This window comes from Leclercia sp. UBA7405 (assembly GCF_037152215.1).
GTDB lineage: Bacteria > Pseudomonadota > Gammaproteobacteria > Enterobacterales > Enterobacteriaceae > Enterobacter > Enterobacter pneumoniae.
Genome location: NZ_JBBCMR010000005.1, coordinates 81,124 through 99,331 on the forward strand (window position 1 = coordinate 81,124; position 18,208 = coordinate 99,331).

Annotated in this window: 18 protein-coding genes; 16 read left to right on the plus strand and 2 right to left on the minus strand. The window is 57.0% G+C overall.

The window, feature by feature from the left end; genetic code table 11:
* Positions 1-156: 156 nt before the first annotated feature.
* The 3 genes from rpoH to livJ all read left to right on the plus strand — a co-directional run bounded on the left by rpoH (position 157) and on the right by livJ (position 3,868).
* Entirely contained in the window at positions 157-1,014 is an 858-nt protein-coding gene (gene rpoH, locus WFN75_RS19490) for an RNA polymerase sigma factor RpoH (RefSeq protein ID WP_040078232.1), read from the plus strand.
* Between the two features lie 258 nt (positions 1,015-1,272).
* Positions 1,273-2,538 (plus strand): 4-aminobutyrate--2-oxoglutarate transaminase, encoded by a 1,266-nt coding sequence (locus tag WFN75_RS19495; protein ID WP_336996688.1) that lies wholly within the window; start codon positions 1,273-1,275, stop codon positions 2,536-2,538.
* 229 nt (positions 2,539-2,767) lie between these two features.
* Positions 2,768-3,868, plus strand: coding sequence for a branched chain amino acid ABC transporter substrate-binding protein LivJ (gene livJ, locus WFN75_RS19500; RefSeq protein ID WP_072039552.1), 1,101 nt, complete (start codon positions 2,768-2,770; stop codon positions 3,866-3,868).
* Positions 3,869-4,098: 230 nt separating this feature from the next.
* Here the strand turns inward: livJ and panM are convergent, their stop codons facing one another.
* Entirely contained in the window at positions 4,099-4,482 is a 384-nt protein-coding gene (panM, locus tag WFN75_RS19505; RefSeq protein WP_040078652.1) for an aspartate 1-decarboxylase autocleavage activator PanM, read from the minus strand.
* Positions 4,483-4,905: 423 nt separating this feature from the next.
* Between panM and livK the strand changes: the two genes are divergently transcribed.
* From livK to ugpQ, 12 genes are all read left to right on the plus strand, one after another.
* Positions 4,906-6,015 (plus strand): high-affinity branched-chain amino acid ABC transporter substrate-binding protein LivK, encoded by a 1,110-nt coding sequence (gene livK / locus WFN75_RS19510; RefSeq protein ID WP_336996689.1) that lies wholly within the window; start codon positions 4,906-4,908, stop codon positions 6,013-6,015.
* Between the two features lie 46 nt (positions 6,016-6,061).
* Positions 6,062-6,988, plus strand: coding sequence for a high-affinity branched-chain amino acid ABC transporter permease LivH (livH, locus tag WFN75_RS19515; RefSeq protein WP_040078237.1), 927 nt, complete (start codon positions 6,062-6,064; stop codon positions 6,986-6,988).
* Complete coding sequence (locus WFN75_RS19520; protein ID WP_046886788.1) at positions 6,985-8,262, plus strand: high-affinity branched-chain amino acid ABC transporter permease LivM; 1,278 nt, start codon at positions 6,985-6,987, stop codon at positions 8,260-8,262. Before livH ends, WFN75_RS19520 begins: the two co-directional genes overlap by 4 nt.
* Positions 8,259-9,026 (plus strand): high-affinity branched-chain amino acid ABC transporter ATP-binding protein LivG, encoded by a 768-nt coding sequence (gene livG, locus WFN75_RS19525; RefSeq protein WP_046886787.1) that lies wholly within the window; start codon positions 8,259-8,261, stop codon positions 9,024-9,026. Before WFN75_RS19520 ends, livG begins: the two co-directional genes overlap by 4 nt.
* 1 nt (position 9,027) lies before the next feature.
* Positions 9,028-9,741 (plus strand): high-affinity branched-chain amino acid ABC transporter ATP-binding protein LivF, encoded by a 714-nt coding sequence (gene livF, locus WFN75_RS19530; RefSeq protein ID WP_046886786.1) that lies wholly within the window; start codon positions 9,028-9,030, stop codon positions 9,739-9,741.
* Between the two features lie 86 nt (positions 9,742-9,827).
* Entirely contained in the window at positions 9,828-10,049 is a 222-nt protein-coding gene (locus WFN75_RS19535; protein ID WP_040078241.1) for a type II toxin-antitoxin system Phd/YefM family antitoxin, read from the plus strand.
* Positions 10,046-10,414, plus strand: a complete 369-nt coding sequence (locus WFN75_RS19540) for a type II toxin-antitoxin system death-on-curing family toxin (protein ID WP_040078242.1) — start codon at positions 10,046-10,048, stop codon at positions 10,412-10,414. Before WFN75_RS19535 ends, WFN75_RS19540 begins: the two co-directional genes overlap by 4 nt.
* Before the next feature lie 470 nt (positions 10,415-10,884).
* Complete coding sequence (ugpB, locus tag WFN75_RS19545; protein ID WP_040078243.1) at positions 10,885-12,201, plus strand: sn-glycerol-3-phosphate ABC transporter substrate-binding protein UgpB; 1,317 nt, start codon at positions 10,885-10,887, stop codon at positions 12,199-12,201.
* Positions 12,202-12,317: 116 nt separating this feature from the next.
* On the plus strand, positions 12,318-13,205 hold the full coding sequence (gene ugpA, locus WFN75_RS19550; protein WP_336996690.1) for a sn-glycerol-3-phosphate ABC transporter permease UgpA: 888 nt from the start codon (positions 12,318-12,320) through the stop codon (positions 13,203-13,205).
* Positions 13,202-14,047 carry a sn-glycerol-3-phosphate ABC transporter permease UgpE gene (gene ugpE / locus WFN75_RS19555; protein ID WP_046886785.1) on the plus strand — a complete coding sequence of 282 codons (846 nt, stop codon included), beginning with the start codon at positions 13,202-13,204 and terminating at the stop codon, positions 14,045-14,047. Before ugpA ends, ugpE begins: the two co-directional genes overlap by 4 nt.
* Position 14,048: 1 nt before the next feature.
* Positions 14,049-15,119, plus strand: a complete 1,071-nt coding sequence (locus WFN75_RS19560; RefSeq protein ID WP_040078246.1) for a sn-glycerol-3-phosphate import ATP-binding protein UgpC — start codon at positions 14,049-14,051, stop codon at positions 15,117-15,119.
* Positions 15,116-15,859 (plus strand): glycerophosphodiester phosphodiesterase, encoded by a 744-nt coding sequence (ugpQ, locus tag WFN75_RS19565; RefSeq protein ID WP_336996691.1) that lies wholly within the window; start codon positions 15,116-15,118, stop codon positions 15,857-15,859. The genes WFN75_RS19560 and ugpQ overlap by 4 nt, the downstream gene beginning before the upstream one ends.
* Here the strand turns inward: ugpQ and WFN75_RS19570 are convergent.
* A complete protein-coding gene (locus WFN75_RS19570) occupies positions 15,846-16,223 on the minus strand; it encodes a DUF2756 family protein (protein ID WP_040078248.1) in 378 nt (125 codons plus the stop codon). The two genes, ugpQ and WFN75_RS19570, sit on opposite strands and share 14 nt — an antisense overlap.
* A 122-nt stretch (positions 16,224-16,345) precedes the next feature.
* Between WFN75_RS19570 and ggt the strand changes: the two genes are divergently transcribed.
* Entirely contained in the window at positions 16,346-18,091 is a 1,746-nt protein-coding gene (ggt, locus tag WFN75_RS19575) for a gamma-glutamyltransferase (protein ID WP_336996692.1), read from the plus strand.
* The last annotated feature ends 117 nt before the right edge of the window (positions 18,092-18,208 follow it).

An 18,208-nucleotide genomic window follows, 5' to 3' on the forward strand; every position in this document is an offset into this window, starting at 1 on the left:
TTGTGCGTAATTTATTCACCGTTGCGCCTGGAACTTGTGGATAAAATCACTGTCTGATACAAGAGTGGATGCTATTCTCGTTGCTCAAACGCTTTGGCATGGTTATTGCCTGATGGGGATAACCTGGACCAGAAGAGATCATATTGAGAGGAATGAATGACCAAAGAAATGCAAACTTTAGCTTTAGCCCCTGTTGGTAACCTGGAGTCTTACATCCGGGCTGCGAACACCTGGCCGATGTTAACGGCCGAGGAAGAAAAGGAGCTTGCTGAAAAGCTGCATTACCAGGGCGATCTGGAAGCAGCTAAGACGCTGATCCTGTCTCACCTGCGCTTTGTTGTTCACGTTGCTCGTAATTACTCGGGCTACGGCCTGCCGCAGGCGGACTTGATTCAGGAAGGTAACATTGGCCTGATGAAGGCTGTACGTCGCTTTAACCCGGAAGTGGGTGTGCGACTGGTCTCCTTCGCCGTGCACTGGATCAAAGCGGAAATTCACGAATACGTACTGCGTAACTGGCGTATCGTGAAGGTCGCCACGACGAAAGCGCAACGCAAACTCTTCTTTAACCTGCGTAAAACCAAGCAGCGTCTGGGCTGGTTTAATCAGGATGAAGTGGAAATGGTGGCGCGCGAGCTGGGTGTAACCAGTAAAGACGTGCGTGAGATGGAATCCCGTATGGCCGCCCAGGACATGACCTTTGACATGTCTTCCGACGACGATGCGTCCGACAGCCAGCCGATGGCACCGGTTCTGTATCTACAGGATAAAACCTCTAACTTTGCTGACGGCATTGAAGAGGATAACTGGGAAGATCAGGCTGCCAACAAGCTGAGCTTTGCGATGGAAGGCCTCGACGAGCGTAGCCAGGATATTATCCGTGCCCGCTGGCTGGACGAAGACAACAAGTCCACCCTGCAGGAGCTGGCCGACCGCTACGGCGTCTCCGCTGAACGTGTGCGTCAGCTTGAAAAGAACGCCATGAAAAAACTTCGCGCCGCTATTGAAGCGTAATTTCTGCGAAGTCCCCGTTTAGCCGAAATAGTTCAGGCTGCAGGAAGGCGGCAAATGAGTGAATCCCGATGAGCTTACATGAGAAAGTGATTCGGGTGAACGAGAGCAGCCAACGCACCTGCGGCTTGAAATATGAAGGATAAAAGCCCCTGGATGTGAATCCGGGGGCTCTGTTTTTTTAACGCCCGCTCTGGCGAAATTTTACCCCCTGGCAAACACTTACTGATGCGCTACGCATGCGATCCTCAGGGGGATAAGGTGAACAACAAAGAACTGAATGACCGGCGCTTGCAGGCCACGCCGCACGGCATTGGGGTGATGTGTAACTTCTATGCCGATAAAGCCGAAAACGCCACGGTGTGGGACGTGGAAGGCAACGAATACATCGACTTCGCCGCCGGGATCGCGGTGCTGAACACTGGCCATCGTCATCCAAAAGTCATCGCCGCCATCGAAAAACAGCTTCACACCTTTACGCATACCGCCTACCAGATTGTCCCGTACGAAGGCTATGTCGCCCTCGCAGAGCGCATTAATGCCCGCGTGCCGATCGACGGGCCAGCCAAAACCGCCTTCTTCTCAACCGGCGCAGAAGCGGTTGAAAATGCGGTGAAGATCGCCCGCGCCTGGACCCGTCGTCCAGGCCTTATCACCTTTGGCGGTGCCTTCCATGGCCGCACCTTTATGACCATGGCCCTCACGGGCAAAGTGGCACCCTATAAACTGGGATTCGGCCCTTTCCCCGGCTCGGTCTACCATGCGCAATTTCCCAACGAACTGCACGGGGTAAGCACCGCTGAGGCGCTGCACAGCGTGGAACGCCTGTTTAAAACCGACATCGCCCCGGATCAGGTGGCAGCCATCATCATTGAACCGGTGCAGGGCGAAGGCGGGTTCAACGTGGCCCCCGAAGATTTTATGCTGGGGCTGCGCGCCATCTGCGATAACCACGGCATTTTGCTGATTGCCGATGAAGTCCAAACGGGCTTTGCCCGTACCGGCAAACTCTTCTCAATGGAACATCACCGCGTGAAGGCGGATCTCATCACCATGGCGAAAAGCCTGGCGGGCGGGATGCCGCTCTCGGCGGTCTCGGGGCGCGCAGAGGTGATGGACGCCCCCGCGCCCGGTGGGCTGGGCGGCACCTATGCGGGTAATCCGCTGGCGATTGCTGCAGCCCATGCGGTGCTGGACGTGATCGATGAAGAGGATCTCTGCGCACGTGCGGCGCATCTCGGCCATCATCTGGTGGAAGTGCTGAACAACGCCAAAGAGAGTTGCCCTTATATCGCCGATATCCGTGCTCAGGGCTCAATGGTGGCGGTGGAGTTCAACGACCCGCAAACCGGACAGCCCTCGCCGGAATTTACGCGGCAGGTCCAGGAGCGCGCCCTGAAAGAGGGGCTACTGCTGCTAAGTTGCGGCGTGTATGGCAACGTGATTCGTTTCCTCTATCCGCTTACCCTTCCCGAAGCTCAGTTCCGTAAAGCGCTCGATATTATTTCTGCGGCGCTGACACGTTAAAGCCTTTTACCCGGCAGAAAAAACTGCCGGGTTTATCATATATTCATTTCAAATTAGCTATTCCATATCCATGAAAATGGGGTATGTTTTAGCAGAGTATGCTGCTTTGGCACCGGCAGCACACCAAAATATAACTATCATATGCTTTTCTTATGCCGATAAGAAAAATAATGTGCCGCACAACAACATCACAACAATTGCAAAAACCATAACAATGGGGATTCTCAGGATGAACATGAAGGGTAAAGCGTTACTGGCAGGATGTATCGCGCTGGCATTCAGCACCATGGCCCAGGCAGATATCAAAGTGGCGGTTGTGGGCGCCATGTCCGGCCCGGTAGCACAGTACGGCGATCAGGAGTTTACGGGCGCAGAGCAGGCGGTTGCAGACATTAATGCCAAAGGCGGCATCAAAGGCGAAAAACTGCAGATCGTAAAATATGATGACGCCTGTGACCCGAAACAAGCGGTCGCGGTAGCGAACAAAGTGGTCAACGATGGGATTAAATACGTTATCGGCCACCTGTGCTCCTCATCCACGCAGCCTGCGTCTGATATCTACGAAGACGAAGGCATTCTGATGATTACCCCGGCAGCTACCGCACCGGAGCTGACTTCACGTGGTTACAAACTGACCCTGCGTACCACCGGTCTGGACTCCGACCAGGGGCCAACCGCGGCGAAATACATTCTGGAAAAAGTGAAGCCACAGCGTATCGCTATCGTTCACGACAAACAGCAGTACGGTGAAGGCCTGGCGCGCGCGGTGCAGGATAACCTGAAAAAAGCCAACGCCAACGTGGTCTTTTTTGATGGTATTACCGCCGGTGAGAAAGACTTCTCTACGCTGGTGGCGCGTCTGAAGAAAGAGAATATCGATTTCGTCTACTACGGTGGTTATCACCCGGAGATGGGCCAGATCCTGCGTCAGGCACGCGCTGCCGGTCTGAAAACCCAGTTTATGGGTCCGGAAGGGGTTGCGAACGTCTCCCTGTCTAACATTGCGGGTGAGTCTGCCGAAGGTCTGCTGGTGACCAAGCCGAAGAACTACGACCAGGTGCCTGCGAACAAACCGATCGTAGATGCGATCAAGGCGAAGAAACAGGATCCAAGCGGCGCGTTCGTCTGGACTACCTACGCGGCGCTGCAGTCTCTGCAGGCGGGTCTGAACCAGTCCGCCGATCCGGCTGAGATTGCTACCTGGCTGAAAGCGAACTCTGTTGAAACCGTAATGGGGCCGCTGTCATGGGATGAGAAGGGCGACCTGAAGGGCTTCGAGTTCGGCGTGTTTGATTGGCATGCGAACGGCACGGCGACCGACGCTAAGTAAGACTGGTGCGGTTGGATGCCCTCACCCTAACCCTCTCCCACGGGGAGAGGGGACTGTTTGATGCGGTTTGATGCCCTAACCCTAACCCTCTCCCATGGGGAGAGGGAACTGTTCGGTGGGGGCTTTTCACCCGCTCGCTGAGAGGGAGTGCCGGAACCGCCTTTCTCCCTCTCCCTGTGGGAGAGGGCCGGGGTGAGGGTATCAGGCCGCACATACCTAACCGCAAAAATCTAGCGCTTCTCCCACCCATTGGTCTGCGCCGTAAACCCTAACGCCTGCATAAATGCCGCCATCACGCCGCGGTCCTCCACACCGACATCCGCCATCCACCATGACGTCACGCTCGGGTTATCGCGGATCACCTCTTCAATCAAATACTGCCCCACGCCACGACGGCGGGTCACGTCACGCACGCGTAGCGAGTCCAGCGCGCCCTGCGTACCGCTCAGGGTTACGCGAACGGCGGCCAGCAGACGTTCGTTAAAACGGGCAGCGTAAATACGATGGGTGTCATCAACGTTCAGAGAAGAGGGGGAGTATTCCGGCCAGATTTTGCCCAGGTCGATATGATCCTGGTCGCTAAAGGTCACCAGACGAATGATAGTCAGTTTCATTAGCAGCATGTCCACATTTAAAAAGTAGGGGCAGTGTACTCAATTTATATCCTGACCGGCGTCCTCTTTTTTAATCCATTATCCAGGTGATTACTTTTTTAGCAGTCGCATGGGTAGGGATAAAACGCAGGGATCGAAAAATAAGCAGAATATTACCCTGTAAGGCAGCGTTTTATTCCGCGCTTTGTACCGTTATTTTATGCTGCAAACTCCACTTTTATTTGTTTATCTCCGACTAATTTCAGAATATTATCTTTGCTTAATCGCCTGAAAAATAGAGATTTTAGTCTGGTTTTTGCCAAAAAACTGCGCTAAACCATTAAAGGCACTGGTAAAAATAGCGTTGTTCATTAAAAGTACAGAATGCTTTTTAACCATAATAAAACAAAATATAAACATCACGTCACGAATGGGGATTCACAGATGAAAAGGAACGCGAAAGCATTAATCGCGGGGATGGTTGCACTGGCAATTTCGCAGGCAGCGATAGCGGAAGAGATTAAAGTTGCCGTGGTAGGCGCGCTGTCCGGTCCTGTTGCCCAGTGGGGTGATATGGAGTTTAACGGCGCGCGTCAGGCTATCCAGGATATCAACGCTAAAGGCGGTATCAAAGGCGACAAACTGGTTGCCGTCGAGTATGACGATGCCTGCGACCCTAAACAGGCCGTCGCCGTAGCCAACAAAGTGGTTAACGATGGTATCCAGTACGTGATTGGTCACCTCTGCTCCTCTTCAACTCAGCCGGCGTCTGATATCTACGAAGATGAAGGCATTCTGATGATCACCCCGGGCGCCACTAACCCGGAGCTGACCCAGCGCGGCTATGAGCACATTATGCGTACCGCCGGGCTCGACTCCTCTCAGGGGCCGACCGCCGCCAAATACATTCTCGAGACCGTTAAGCCAAAGCGCATCGCCATCATTCACGATAAGCAGCAGTATGGAGAAGGGCTGGCGCGCTCCGTGCAGGACGGCCTGAAAAAAGGCAATGCGAACGTGGTCTTCTTCGATGGCATTACCGCCGGTGAGAAAGACTTCTCCGCGCTGATTGCCCGCCTGCAAAAAGAGAACATCGACTTCGTCTATTACGGCGGCTACTACCCGGAAATGGGTCAGATGCTGCGCCAGGCGCGCGCTACCGGTCTGAAAACCCAGTTTATGGGGCCAGAGGGGGTGGGCAACGCCTCCCTCTCTAACATCGCGGGCGATGCGGGCGAAGGCATGCTGGTCACGATGCCAAAACGCTATGACCAGGATCCGGCAAACAAAGCTATCGTGGATGCGCTCAAGGCGCAGAAAAAAGATCCAAGTGGTCCGTATGTCTGGATCACCTATGCCGCCGTGCAGTCTCTGACCACGGCGCTGGAGCGTACCGGCAGCAAAGAGCCGCTGGATCTGGTGAAAGATTTAAAAGCACACGGGGCGAACACCGTGATTGGGCCGCTGAACTGGGATGAGAAAGGCGATCTGAAGGGATTTGAGTTTGGTGTCTTTAAGTGGCACGCCGATGGTTCGTCTTCGGCCGCCAAATAATTATCCCACCGCCCGGCTCTCCGGGCGGGTATAAAAAGGTTTGCATATGTCCGAGCAGTTTCTCTATTTCCTGCAGCAGATGTTTAACGGCGTCACGCTGGGAAGCACCTACGCGCTGATCGCTATCGGCTACACCATGGTTTACGGCATTATCGGCATGATCAACTTCGCCCACGGCGAGGTGTACATGATCGGTAGTTACGTCTCCTTTATGATCATCGCCGCGCTAATGATGATGGGCATCGACAGCAGCTGGCTGCTGGTCGCCGCCGGGTTTGTCGGCGCGATTGTGATCGCCAGCGCCTACGGCTGGAGCATCGAGCGCGTCGCCTACCGGCCGGTGCGCAGCTCCAAACGCCTGATTGCGCTGATCTCCGCCATCGGGATGTCCATTTTCCTGCAAAACTACGTCAGCCTGACCGAAGGTTCGCGCGATGTGGCGCTGCCAAGCCTGTTCAACGGCCAGTGGATTGTGGGGGCCAGCGAGAACTTCTCTGCCTCTATCACCACCATGCAGCTGGTGATCTGGATCGTGACCTTCCTGGCGATGCTCGCCCTGACCATTTTTATCCGCTACTCCCGCATGGGACGCGCCTGCCGCGCCTGCGCGGAAGATTTGAAGATGGCGAGCCTGCTTGGGATTAACACCGACCGCGTGATCGCCCTGACCTTCGTGATCGGCGCGGCAATGGCTGCCGTGGCGGGTGTCCTGCTCGGCCAGTTCTACGGCGTAATCAACCCTTACATCGGCTTTATGGCCGGGATGAAGGCCTTCACCGCAGCGGTACTGGGCGGTATCGGCAGTATCCCGGGCGCGATGATTGGCGGCCTGATCCTCGGCGTGGCGGAAGCGCTCTCTTCGGCGTACCTGAGTACAGAATATAAAGACGTGGTGTCGTTCGCCCTGCTGATTCTGGTGCTGCTGGTGATGCCTACCGGTATTCTGGGCCGTCCGGAGGTAGAGAAAGTATGAAACCGATGCATTTCGCGATGGCGCTGCTCTCTGCCGCCATGTTCTTCGTGCTGGCGGGCGTCTTTATGGGCGTCCAGCTGGAGCTGAGTGGCACCAAACTGGTCGTGGATTCCGCGGCTGACATTCGCTGGCAGTGGGTATTTATCGGCACGGCGGTGGTCTTCTTCTTCCAGCTGCTGCGCCCGATTTTCCAGAAGACGTTGAAAAACGTCTCAGGGCCGAAATTCGTGCTGCCGGCAATCGACGGCTCGACCGTTAAGCAGAAGCTGTTCCTCGTGGCGCTGCTGGTGGCCGCGGTAGCGTGGCCGTTCGTGGTCTCTCGTGGCACGGTGGATATCGCCACCCTGACCATGATTTACGTAATCCTCGGTCTCGGTCTGAACGTGGTGGTGGGCCTGTCGGGCCTGCTGGTGCTGGGCTACGGCGGTTTCTACGCCATCGGCGCCTACACCTTTGCGCTGCTGAACCACTATTACGGCCTCGGCTTCTGGACCTGCCTGCCGCTGGCAGGGCTGGTCTCGGCTGCTGCGGGATTCCTGCTTGGCTTCCCGGTCCTGCGCCTGCGCGGCGACTATCTGGCGATTGTGACCTTAGGCTTCGGTGAAATCGTCCGTATCCTGCTGCTCAACAACACCGAAGTGACCGGCGGCCCGAACGGTATCAGCCAGATCCCGAAACCGACCTTCTTCGGCCTGGAGTTCAGCCGCACCGCCCGCGAAGGCGGCTGGGACACCTTCAGCAACTTCTTTGGCATTAAGTACGATCCGTCCGACCGCGTGATTTGGCTCTATCTGGTGGCGTTGCTGCTGGTGGTCATCACCCTGTTCGTGATTAACCGTCTGCTGCGCATGCCGCTGGGCCGCGCGTGGGAAGCGCTGCGTGAAGATGAGATCGCCTGTCGCTCGCTGGGTCTGAACCCGACCCGCATCAAGCTGACCGCGTTCACCATCAGCGCCGCGTTTGCCGGCTTTGCCGGAACGCTGTTTGCCGCGCGTCAGGGCTTCGTCAGCCCGGAATCCTTCACCTTTGCCGAATCTGCCTTTGTGCTGGCGATTGTGGTGCTGGGCGGGATGGGATCGCAGTTCGCCGTTATTCTTGCAGCCGTCCTGCTGGTGGTCTCCCGCGAGCTGATGCGCGACTTTAACGAATACAGCATGCTGATGCTGGGTGGTTTGATGGTGCTGATGATGATCTGGCGTCCGCAGGGCTTGCTGCCGATGACCCGTCCGCAGTTGAAGCTTAAGCGTGCGGAAGCGAAAGGAGAGCAGGCATGAGTCAGCCATTATTATCCGTTAACGGTCTGATGATGCGTTTTGGCGGCCTGCTGGCCGTCAACAATGTGAATCTGGATCTGCACAAGAAAGAGATCGTCTCCCTGATTGGCCCGAACGGCGCAGGAAAGACCACGGTCTTTAACTGCCTGACCGGCTTCTATAAGCCGACGGGCGGCACCATCATGCTGCGCGAGCAGCACCTGGAAGGGCTGCCGGGCCAGCAGATTGCCCGCATGGGCGTAGTGCGTACCTTCCAGCACGTGCGCCTGTTCCGTGAAATGACGGTGATTGAAAACCTGCTGGTGGCGCAACATCAGCAGCTTAAAACTGGCCTCTTCTCCGGCCTGCTGAAAACCCCGGCCTTCCGCCGCGCGCAGGAAGAAGCGCTCGACCGCGCCGCTACCTGGCTGGATCGTATCGGTCTGCTGCAGCACGCTAACCGCCAGGCGAGTAACCTGGCCTACGGCGATCAGCGTCGTCTGGAGATTGTCCGCTGCATGGTGACCCAGCCGGAAATTCTGATGCTCGACGAACCGGCCGCTGGCCTCAACCCGAAAGAGACCAAAGAGCTGGACGAGCTGATTGCTGAGCTGCGCGATCATCACGACACCACCATCCTGCTTATCGAACACGATATGAAGCTGGTGATGGGCATTTCTGACCGTATCTACGTGGTAAACCAGGGCACACCGCTGGCCAACGGCACGCCGGAAGAGATCCGCAACAACCCGGACGTGATCCGCGCATACCTGGGTGAGGCATAAGATGGAAAAAGCGATGTTAACGTTCGACAAGGTCAATGCGCACTACGGTAAGATCCAGGCGCTGCACGATGTTAGCCTGCACATTAATCAGGGCGAAATCGTCACCCTGATTGGGGCCAACGGCGCGGGTAAAACCACGCTGCTCGGCACCCTGTGCGGCGACCCGCGCGCCAGCAGCGGGCAGATTGTGTTCGACGGCAAAGAGATTACCGACTGGCAGACCGCCAAAATCATGCGCGAAGCGGTGGCGATTGTTCCGGAAGGGCGCCGCGTCTTCTCGCGCATGACGGTGGAAGAGAACCTGGCGATGGGCGGTTTCTTCGCCCACCGCGACCAGTTTCAGACCCGCATCAAATGGGTATACGAACTCTTCCCGCGTCTGTGGGAGCGTCGCGTGCAGCGTGCCGGCACCATGTCCGGCGGTGAACAGCAGATGCTGGCGATTGGTCGCGCGCTGATGAGCCAGCCGCGTTTGCTGTTGCTTGACGAACCCTCGCTCGGCCTTGCGCCGATCATTATCCAGCAGATTTTCGACACCATCGAACAGCTGCGCAAAGAGGGGATGACCATCTTCCTCGTCGAGCAGAACGCCAACCAGGCGCTGAAGCTCGCCGACCGCGGCTACGTGCTGGAGAACGGCCGCGTGGTGCTGTCCGATACCGGCGACGCGCTGCTGGCGAACGAAGCCGTGCGAAGTGCGTATTTGGGCGGTTGAGAGATTCATCTTTTAAAAAGGAGCCATCTGGCTCCTTTTTTGTACGCCTTACCTGTACAATAAACCTGTACTTAAAAGGAGGCTCTATGCGTACAATGAACTATAGCGAAGCCCGGCAGAATCTTGCCTCCGCGCTCGAGTCCGCGGCAGCAGGAACGCCAGTCACTATTTCACGTCGTGGTCATAAGTCTGCGGTGATCATCAGTATGGAAGAGTTTGAGCGCTATCAGACGGCAAAGCTCGACGCAGAGTTTGACGCCATCATGGGTATTCATGGCAGCGAAATCAGGGAGCTGGCTGATAAATGACGCTGCAATTTATCTCAGCGGAAGAGATAGTGCTGTTTCACGACAAGCTGCTTAGCGTGACGCCGGGCGTTGCGGGAATGCCGGATCCAGGCCGGGCGGAAGCCCTGCTGTACCGCGTGCTGAATAAGTACGAATACGAAGGCGTTACCGATGTCTGGATGCTGGCGGCGATGCACCTGCTGGCTATCTCTCGCGGTCACATCTTCAATGACGGCAATAAGCGAACGGCTTTGTTTATTACCCTGCTGTTTCTCAAACGTAATGGTATTTCGTTAAAGGCCAATCCCGATTATGTGGATATGACCGTTGAGGCAGCGGCAGGGCGTTTGACGCTTGACGAGGTTGTCCAGCGTCTACGTTGTTAGCCCGAAGCCTTCTCTTCGCGTGGGTAAGTACCAGACCAAGGTAAAAGCAAAAAGGCAACGCACGTTGCCTTTTTTAGTGTTTGCTCCCTCTCCCCGTGGGAGAGGGCTGGGGTGAGGGCATCAGACCGCACAAGGCAAAAGCAAAAAGGCAACGTACGTTGCCTTTTTTAGTGTTTGCTCCCTCTCCCCGTGGGAGAGGGCCGGGGTGAGGGCATCAGACCGCACAAGGCAAAAGCAAAAAGGCAACACACGTTGCTTTTTTAGTGTTTTCTCCCTCTCCCCGTGGGAGAGGGCCGGGGTGAGGGCATCAAACCGCACCGATCCCCTTCACACAACCATCATCCCCCTGACGTCTTGTTGTAACCTATCTGTAAACAAACAGTTATTTTTCTGTCATTCGAGCATGTCATGTTACCTCGCGAGCACAAAACGCGTGATATCGCGCATCCGGCACAATAAGAGAGATGACAATGACATCGTTACGACACACAGCTTTGGGTCTGGCAATCGGTCTGGCTTTTGCGACGAACGCAATGGCTGTCACTACCATTCCATTCTGGCATTCCATGGAAGGGGAGTTGGGTAAAGAAGTAGACTCCCTGGCGCAGCGTTTCAATGACACCCACCCGGATTACAAAATTGTGCCGGTGTACAAAGGTAACTACGAGCAGAGCCTGAGCGCGGGCATCGCCGCCTTCCGTACCGGCAACGCACCGGCCCTGCTGCAGGTGTATGAAGTGGGCACCGCCACCATGATGGCCTCGAAAGCCATCAAACCGGTCTACGAAGTGTTTAAAGACGCGGGCATCAACTTCGACGAATCCCAGTTCGTGCCGACGGTTTCCGGTTACTACACCGATTCCAAAACCGGCCACCTGCTGTCTCAGCCGTTCAACAGCTCTACCCCGGTGCTGTACTACAACAAAGACGCCTTTAAGAAAGCCGGTTTAGACCCGGAGCAGCCGCCAAAAACCTGGCAGGATCTCGCCGAGTACACTGCGAAGCTGAAAGCTGCAGGGATGAAGTGCGGCTACGCCAGCGGCTGGCAGGGCTGGATCCAGATTGAAAACTTCAGCGCCTGGCACGGCCTGCCGGTGGCGACCAAAAACAACGGCTTCGACGGCACCGACGCAGTGCTGGAGTTCAACAAGCCAGAGCAGGTAAAACACATCGCGCTGCTTGCCGATCTGAACAAGAAGGGTGACTTCAGCTACTTCGGCCGTAAAGACGAATCCACCGAGAAGTTCTACAGCGGTGACTGCGCTATCACTACCGCCTCCTCCGGCTCGCTGGCGGACATCCGTCACTACGCCAAATTCAACTACGGCGTGGGCATGATGCCTTACGACGCCGACGTGAAGGGTGCGCCGCAGAACGCCATCATCGGCGGGGCGAGCCTGTGGGTCATGCAGGGTAAAGATAACGGCACCTACAAGGGCGTGGCCGAGTTCCTCGACTTCCTGGCGAAGCCAGAAAATGCGGCCGAATGGCACCAGAAGACCGGCTACCTGCCGATCACCAAAGCCGCCTACGACCTGACCCGCGAGCAGGGTTTCTATGAGAAGAACCCAGGGGCGGATATCGCCACGCGTCAGATGCTGAACAAGCCGCCGTTGCCGTTCACCAAAGGTCTGCGTCTGGGCAACATGCCGCAGATCCGTACCATCGTGGATGAAGAGCTGGAAAGCGTCTGGACCGGGAAGAAAACGCCACAGCAGGCGCTGGATTCTGCGGTAGAGCGCGGGAACCAGCTGCTGCGCCGCTTTGAACAGTCGACGAAGTCGTAATTAAAACTCATCCCCTCACCCCGGCCCTCTCCCCATAGGGGAGAGGGTGTCATCGTCCCCTCTCCCCTTTGGGGAGAGGGTTAGGGTGAGGGGTGAAAAACTACCTGAGCTAAACTATGTCCTCATCCCGTCCGGTGTTCCGCTCCCGCTGGCTACCCTATCTGCTGGTCGCGCCGCAGCTGGTTATCACCGTTATCTTCTTTATCTGGCCTGCGGGCGAAGCGCTCTGGTACTCGGTACAAAGCGTCGATCCGTTCGGGCTCTCCAGCCAGTTTGTTGGCCTGGATAATTTCGCTGCCCTCTGGCACGACACCTACTACCTCGACGCATTCTGGACAACGATGAAATTCAGCGCGCTGGTTACCGTCAGCGGCCTGCTCGTCTCGCTGTTCTTCGCTGCGCTGGTGGATTACGTGGTGCGCGGTAGCCGCCTCTATCAAACCCTGATGCTGCTCCCCTACGCCGTGGCGCCTGCCGTGGCCGCCGTGCTGTGGATCTTCCTGTTTAATCCCGGGCGCGGGCTGATTACCCACTTCCTGGCAGAGCTCGGCTATGACTGGAACCATGCGCAGAACAGCGGTCAGGCGATGTTCCTGGTGGTCTTCGCCTCGGTATGGAAGCAGATCAGCTACAACTTCCTGTTCTTCTTCGCCGCGCTGCAATCTATTCCGCGATCGCTGGTAGAAGCCGCCGCCATTGATGGTGCAGGCCCGGTACGCCGCTTCTTTCGTCTTGCCCTGCCGCTAATCGCGCCGGTGAGTTTCTTCCTGCTGGTGGTCAATCTGGTCTACGCCTTCTTCGACACCTTCCCGGTGATCGACGCCGCCACCGCAGGCGGCCCGGTACAGGCCACCACCACCCTGATTTATAAGATCTATCGCGAAGGCTTCGCCGGCCTGGATCTCTCGGCCTCCGCCGCCCAGTCCGTCGTGCTCATGTTCCTCGTCATCCTCCTGACGGTGGTGCAGTTCCGATATGTTGAAAGTAAGGTGCGCTACCAATGATTGAGAACCGTCGTGGGCTGACGATTTTCAGCCATACCATGTTGATTCTGGGGATCGTCGTTATTCTTTTCCCGCTGTACGTGGCCTTTGTGGCCGCCACGCTGGACACCAAAGCGGTGTTTGATACGCCAATGACGCTGATCCCCGGCACGCATCTGCTAGAAAACATGAGGACCATCTGGACCCAGGGCGTGGGCGCCAACAGCGCGCCGTTCTGGCTGATGATGCTCAACAGCTTCATCATGGCGTTTGGCATTACGGTGGGCAAAATCACCGTCTCGATGCTCTCGGCCTTCGCCATCGTCTGGTTCCGCTTTCCGCTGCGTAACCTCTTCTTCTGGATGATTTTCATCACCCTGATGCTACCGGTAGAAGTGCGTATCTTCCCGACGGTGGAGGTGATCGCTAACCTCGGCATGCTCGACAGCTACGCGGGCCTAACCCTGCCGCTGATGGCCTCGGCCACCGCCACCTTCCTGTTCCGTCAGTTCTTTATGACCCTGCCGGACGAGCTGATTGAAGCGGCGCGTATCGACGGTGCCTCGCCGATGCGCTTTTTCCGCGACATCGTGCTACCGCTCTCACGCACCAACCTCGCGGCGCTGTTTGTGATCACCTTTATCTACGGCTGGAACCAGTACCTGTGGCCGCTGTTGATTATTCAGGACGTCAACCTCGGCACGGCCGTGGCAGGCATCAAAGGCATGATCGCCACCGGCGAAGGCACCACCCTCTGGAACCAGGTGATGGCGGCAATGCTGCTCACCCTTATCCCACCCGTCGTCATAGTTTTAGCCATGCAGCGTGCATTTGTCCGTGGCCTGGTCGATAGCGAGAAATAACATGGCAGGTTTAAAACTTCAGGCAGTAACCAAAAGCTGGGATGGCAAAACCCAGGTCATTCAGCCGCTCACGCTCGACGTAGCGGACGGCGAGTTTATCGTCATGGTCGGCCCGTCCGGCTGCGGCAAATCGACGCTGCTGCGGATGGTGGCGGGGCTTGAGCGCGTGACCTCCGGGGATATCTGGATTGACCGCCAGCGCGTCACCGAGATGGAGCCAAAAGATCGCGGCATTGCGATGGTGTTTCAGAACTACGCCCTCTATCCGCACATGAGCGTGGAAGAGAACATGGCCTGGGGGCTGAAAATCCGGGGCATGGGCAAAGGCCATATTGAGGAGCGCGTTAAAGAGGCGGCGCGCATTCTGGAGCTGGACGGCCTGCTAAAGCGACGCCCGCGTGAACTCTCCGGCGGCCAGCGTCAGCGCGTAGCGATGGGACGCGCCATCGTGCGCGATCCAGCGGTGTTCCTGTTCGATGAGCCCCTCTCTAACCTTGACGCCAAGCTGCGTGTGCAGATGCGTCTCGAGCTACAGCAGCTGCATCGCCGCCTGAAAACTACCTCGTTATACGTGACCCACGATCAGGTGGAGGCCATGACCCTCGCCCAGCGGGTCATGGTAATGAACAAAGGGATTGCCGAGCAGATTGGCACGCCGGTGGAAGTGTACGAGAAGCCGGCCACCCGCTTTGTGGCGAGCTTTATCGGCAGCCCGGCGATGAACCTGCTGGAAGGGCGTATCAGCAGCGCGGGCACCCACTTTGAACTGGAAAGCGGGATGGCATTGCCCATCAACTGGTACTATCGTGGTTACGCCGGGCGTAAAATGACGCTCGGTATCCGCCCGGAACATATCGGTTTAACCTCTCAGGCGGACGGGGGCGTGCCGCTGGTGATGGACACGCTCGAGATGCTGGGGGCAGACAACCTGGCGCACGGACGGTGGGGCGAGCAAAAGCTGGTGGTGCGTCTGGCCCATCAGGAACGCCCTAAAGCAGGCAGCACGCTATGGCTGCACCTGCCGGAAAATCACCTGCATCTCTTTGATGGTGAAACAGGACAACGACTATGAGTAACTGGCCTTATCCCCACATCGTCGCCCACCGTGGCGGCGGTAAACTGGCTCCAGAAAACACCCTGGCGGCTATCGACACCGGCGCGCGTTTCGGCCATACGATGATCGAGTTTGACGCCAAGCTGTCGAAAGATGGCGAAATCTTTCTGCTGCACGACGATAACCTGGAGCGCACCAGCAACGGCTGGGGCGTAGCAGGGGAGTTACCGTGGCGTGACCTGCTGAAAGTGGATGCCGGAAGCTGGTACAGCGGTGAATTCAAAGGCGAACCGCTGCCGCTGTTAGCGGAGGTGGCGGACCGTTGTCGTCAACACGGGATGATGGCCAATATTGAGATCAAACCCACGACCGGCACCGGGCCGCTCACGGGAAAAGTGATTGCCCTCGCCGCACGTCAACTGTGGGAAGGGATGACCGCACCGCTGCTGTCGTCGTTTGATATTGACGCGCTTGAGGCGGCCCAGGCCGCCGTTCCGGAACTGCCGCGCGGAGTGCTGCTGGATGAATGGCGTGAAGACTGGCGCGCGTTAACGACCCGCCTGCAATGCGTGTCGATTCACTTAAACCACAAGCTGCTGGATGAAGCACGGGTGAAGGCGTTGAAAGAGGCGGGGCTGCACATCCTGGTGTATACCGTCGACAAACCCCAGCGTGCAGCCGAGCTGCTGCGCTGGGGAGTGGATTGCATCTGCACCGATGCCATTGACCGGATAGGCCCGAACTTTACGGCTGGTTAAGCAGGGTGCCATTCTGCTGCTGCGGCAACATATGCTGTTGCTGCATGCCGCTCTGACTGGTGGTGCTGTTGAGCATGCCGCCGCTGGTGTTGGGTAACGTCTGCACACCCGGCTGGCTTTGCTGGATCCTCTGCGTATTGTTATTCATCTGCGTTTGCAGCTGCTGTTGCTGGATGCGCGTCTGCGTCTGCAACTGCTGATTCAGCATCCCTTTCTGTTGCTGCTGTTGGTTCATCATCTGGGTCTGCATCCGTTGCTGGCTCGGATTCTGATAACCCGGCTGATTAGGGTTATTCAGCGTATTAATCGGCTGTGCCAGCACGGCAAAAGGCAATAACGTCGTCAGTAAAAGAAGTCGTTTCATTGTGATTTCCCCCTTCTGAGGTCTCCTCTAAGTTTACCTCTATTCCGTCACTACGATGATTTTTTAGGAGTTGTGAACCAGGCTTAAACGGGAATATGGGTCCCTTCACCTGGAGAACAACAATGATAAAACCAACGTTTTTACGCTGGGTAGCCATTGCTGCCCTGATGGCAGGCGGCACCTTTAGCGTGGCAGCCAACCCCCCCGCGGCGCCTCCCGTCTCTTACGGCGTAGAGGAGGATGTCTTCCATCCGGTGCGCGCGAAGCAGGGAATGGTCGCCTCGGTAGACGCGCTGGCAACGCAGGTGGGGGTCGATATCCTGAAGCAGGGCGGTAACGCCGTGGATGCGGCCGTCGCCGTGGGCTATGCGCTGGCGGTGACCCACCCGCAGGCGGGGAATCTGGGGGGCGGTGGCTTTATGATGCTGCGCACCAAAGACGGGAAAACGACCGCCATCGACTTCCGTGAAATGGCGCCATCTCAGGCCACGCGCGATATGTTCCTGGACGATCAGGGCAATCCGGACAGTAAAAAATCGCTCACTTCTCACCTTGCTACCGGCACGCCAGGCACCGTCGCGGGCTTTTCGCTGGCGCTGGAAAAATATGGCACCTTGCCGCTAAACAAAGTGGTACAGCCTGCCATTAAGCTCGCGCGTGATGGCTTTGTGGTGAATGACGCCCTGGCGGACGATCTCAAAACCTACGGCAGCGAAGTGATTCCGAATCATGAAAACAGCAAGGCCATTTTCTGGAAAGAGGGCGAACCGCTGAAAAAGGGCGACAAGCTGGTGCAGAAGAATCTCGCTAAAAGTCTGGAGTTGATTGCGGAAAACGGCCCGGACGTCTTCTACAAAGGGGCCATTGCCGACCAGATTGCCGACGAGATGCAGAAGCATAACGGGCTTATCACCAAAGCGGATTTAGCGGAGTACAAAGCTGTTGAGCGCGAGCCGGTCAGCGGCGATTATCGCGGCTATCAGGTGTTCTCAATGCCGCCGCCTTCGTCCGGGGGGATCCATATCGTGCAGATCCTCAACATTCTCGAAAGTTTCGACATGCACAAATTTGGCTTCGGCAGCGCGGATGCGATGCAGGTAATGGCCGAGGCGGAGAAATACGCCTACGCTGACCGTTCGGAGTATCTCGGCGACCCCGATTTTGTGAAGGTGCCGTGGCAGGCGCTAACCAGTAAAGCCTATGCCAAATCCATCGCGGAGCAGATCGATATCAATAAAGCTAAACCTTCGAGCCAGATCCGCCCCGGCAAGCTCGCCCCGTATGAGAGTAACCAGACCACCCACTTCTCGGTGGTGGATAAAGAGGGCAATGCGGTGGCGGTGACCTACACGCTCAACACCACCTTCGGCACCGGGATCGTGGCGGGCAACAGCGGTATTCTGCTGAATAACGAGATGGATGATTTCTCGGCCAAACCTGGCGTGCCGAACGTCTATGGTCTGGTGGGCGGTGATGCGAATGCGGTGGGGCCGAAGAAACGCCCGCTCTCCTCTATGTCACCGACGATCGTGGTAAAAGACGGTAAGACCTGGCTGGTGACCGGCAGCCCTGGCGGCAGCCGCATTATTACCACCGTGCTGCAGATGGTGGTTAACAGTATCGATTTCGGGATGAACGTCGCCGAAGCGACCAACGCCCCGCGTTTCCATCACCAGTGGCTACCGGACGAGCTGCGCGTGGAGAAGGGCTTTAGCCCGGATACTCTGAAACTGCTGGAGCAGCGCGGGCAGAAAGTGGTGGTGAAAGAGGCGATGGGTAGCACTCAGAGCATCATGGTCGGGCCGGACGGTGAGCTATATGGGGCATCGGATCCGCGTTCGGTGGATGATTTGACGGCAGGGTATTGATGTTTTCTCCTCACCCTAACCCTCTCCCTAAGGGAGAGGGGATTGCCCGGTGCGGTCTGCACCTATGGGGAGAGTATTTGCCCGGTGCGGTCTTTTCCCCCTCGCCCCTTTGGGGAG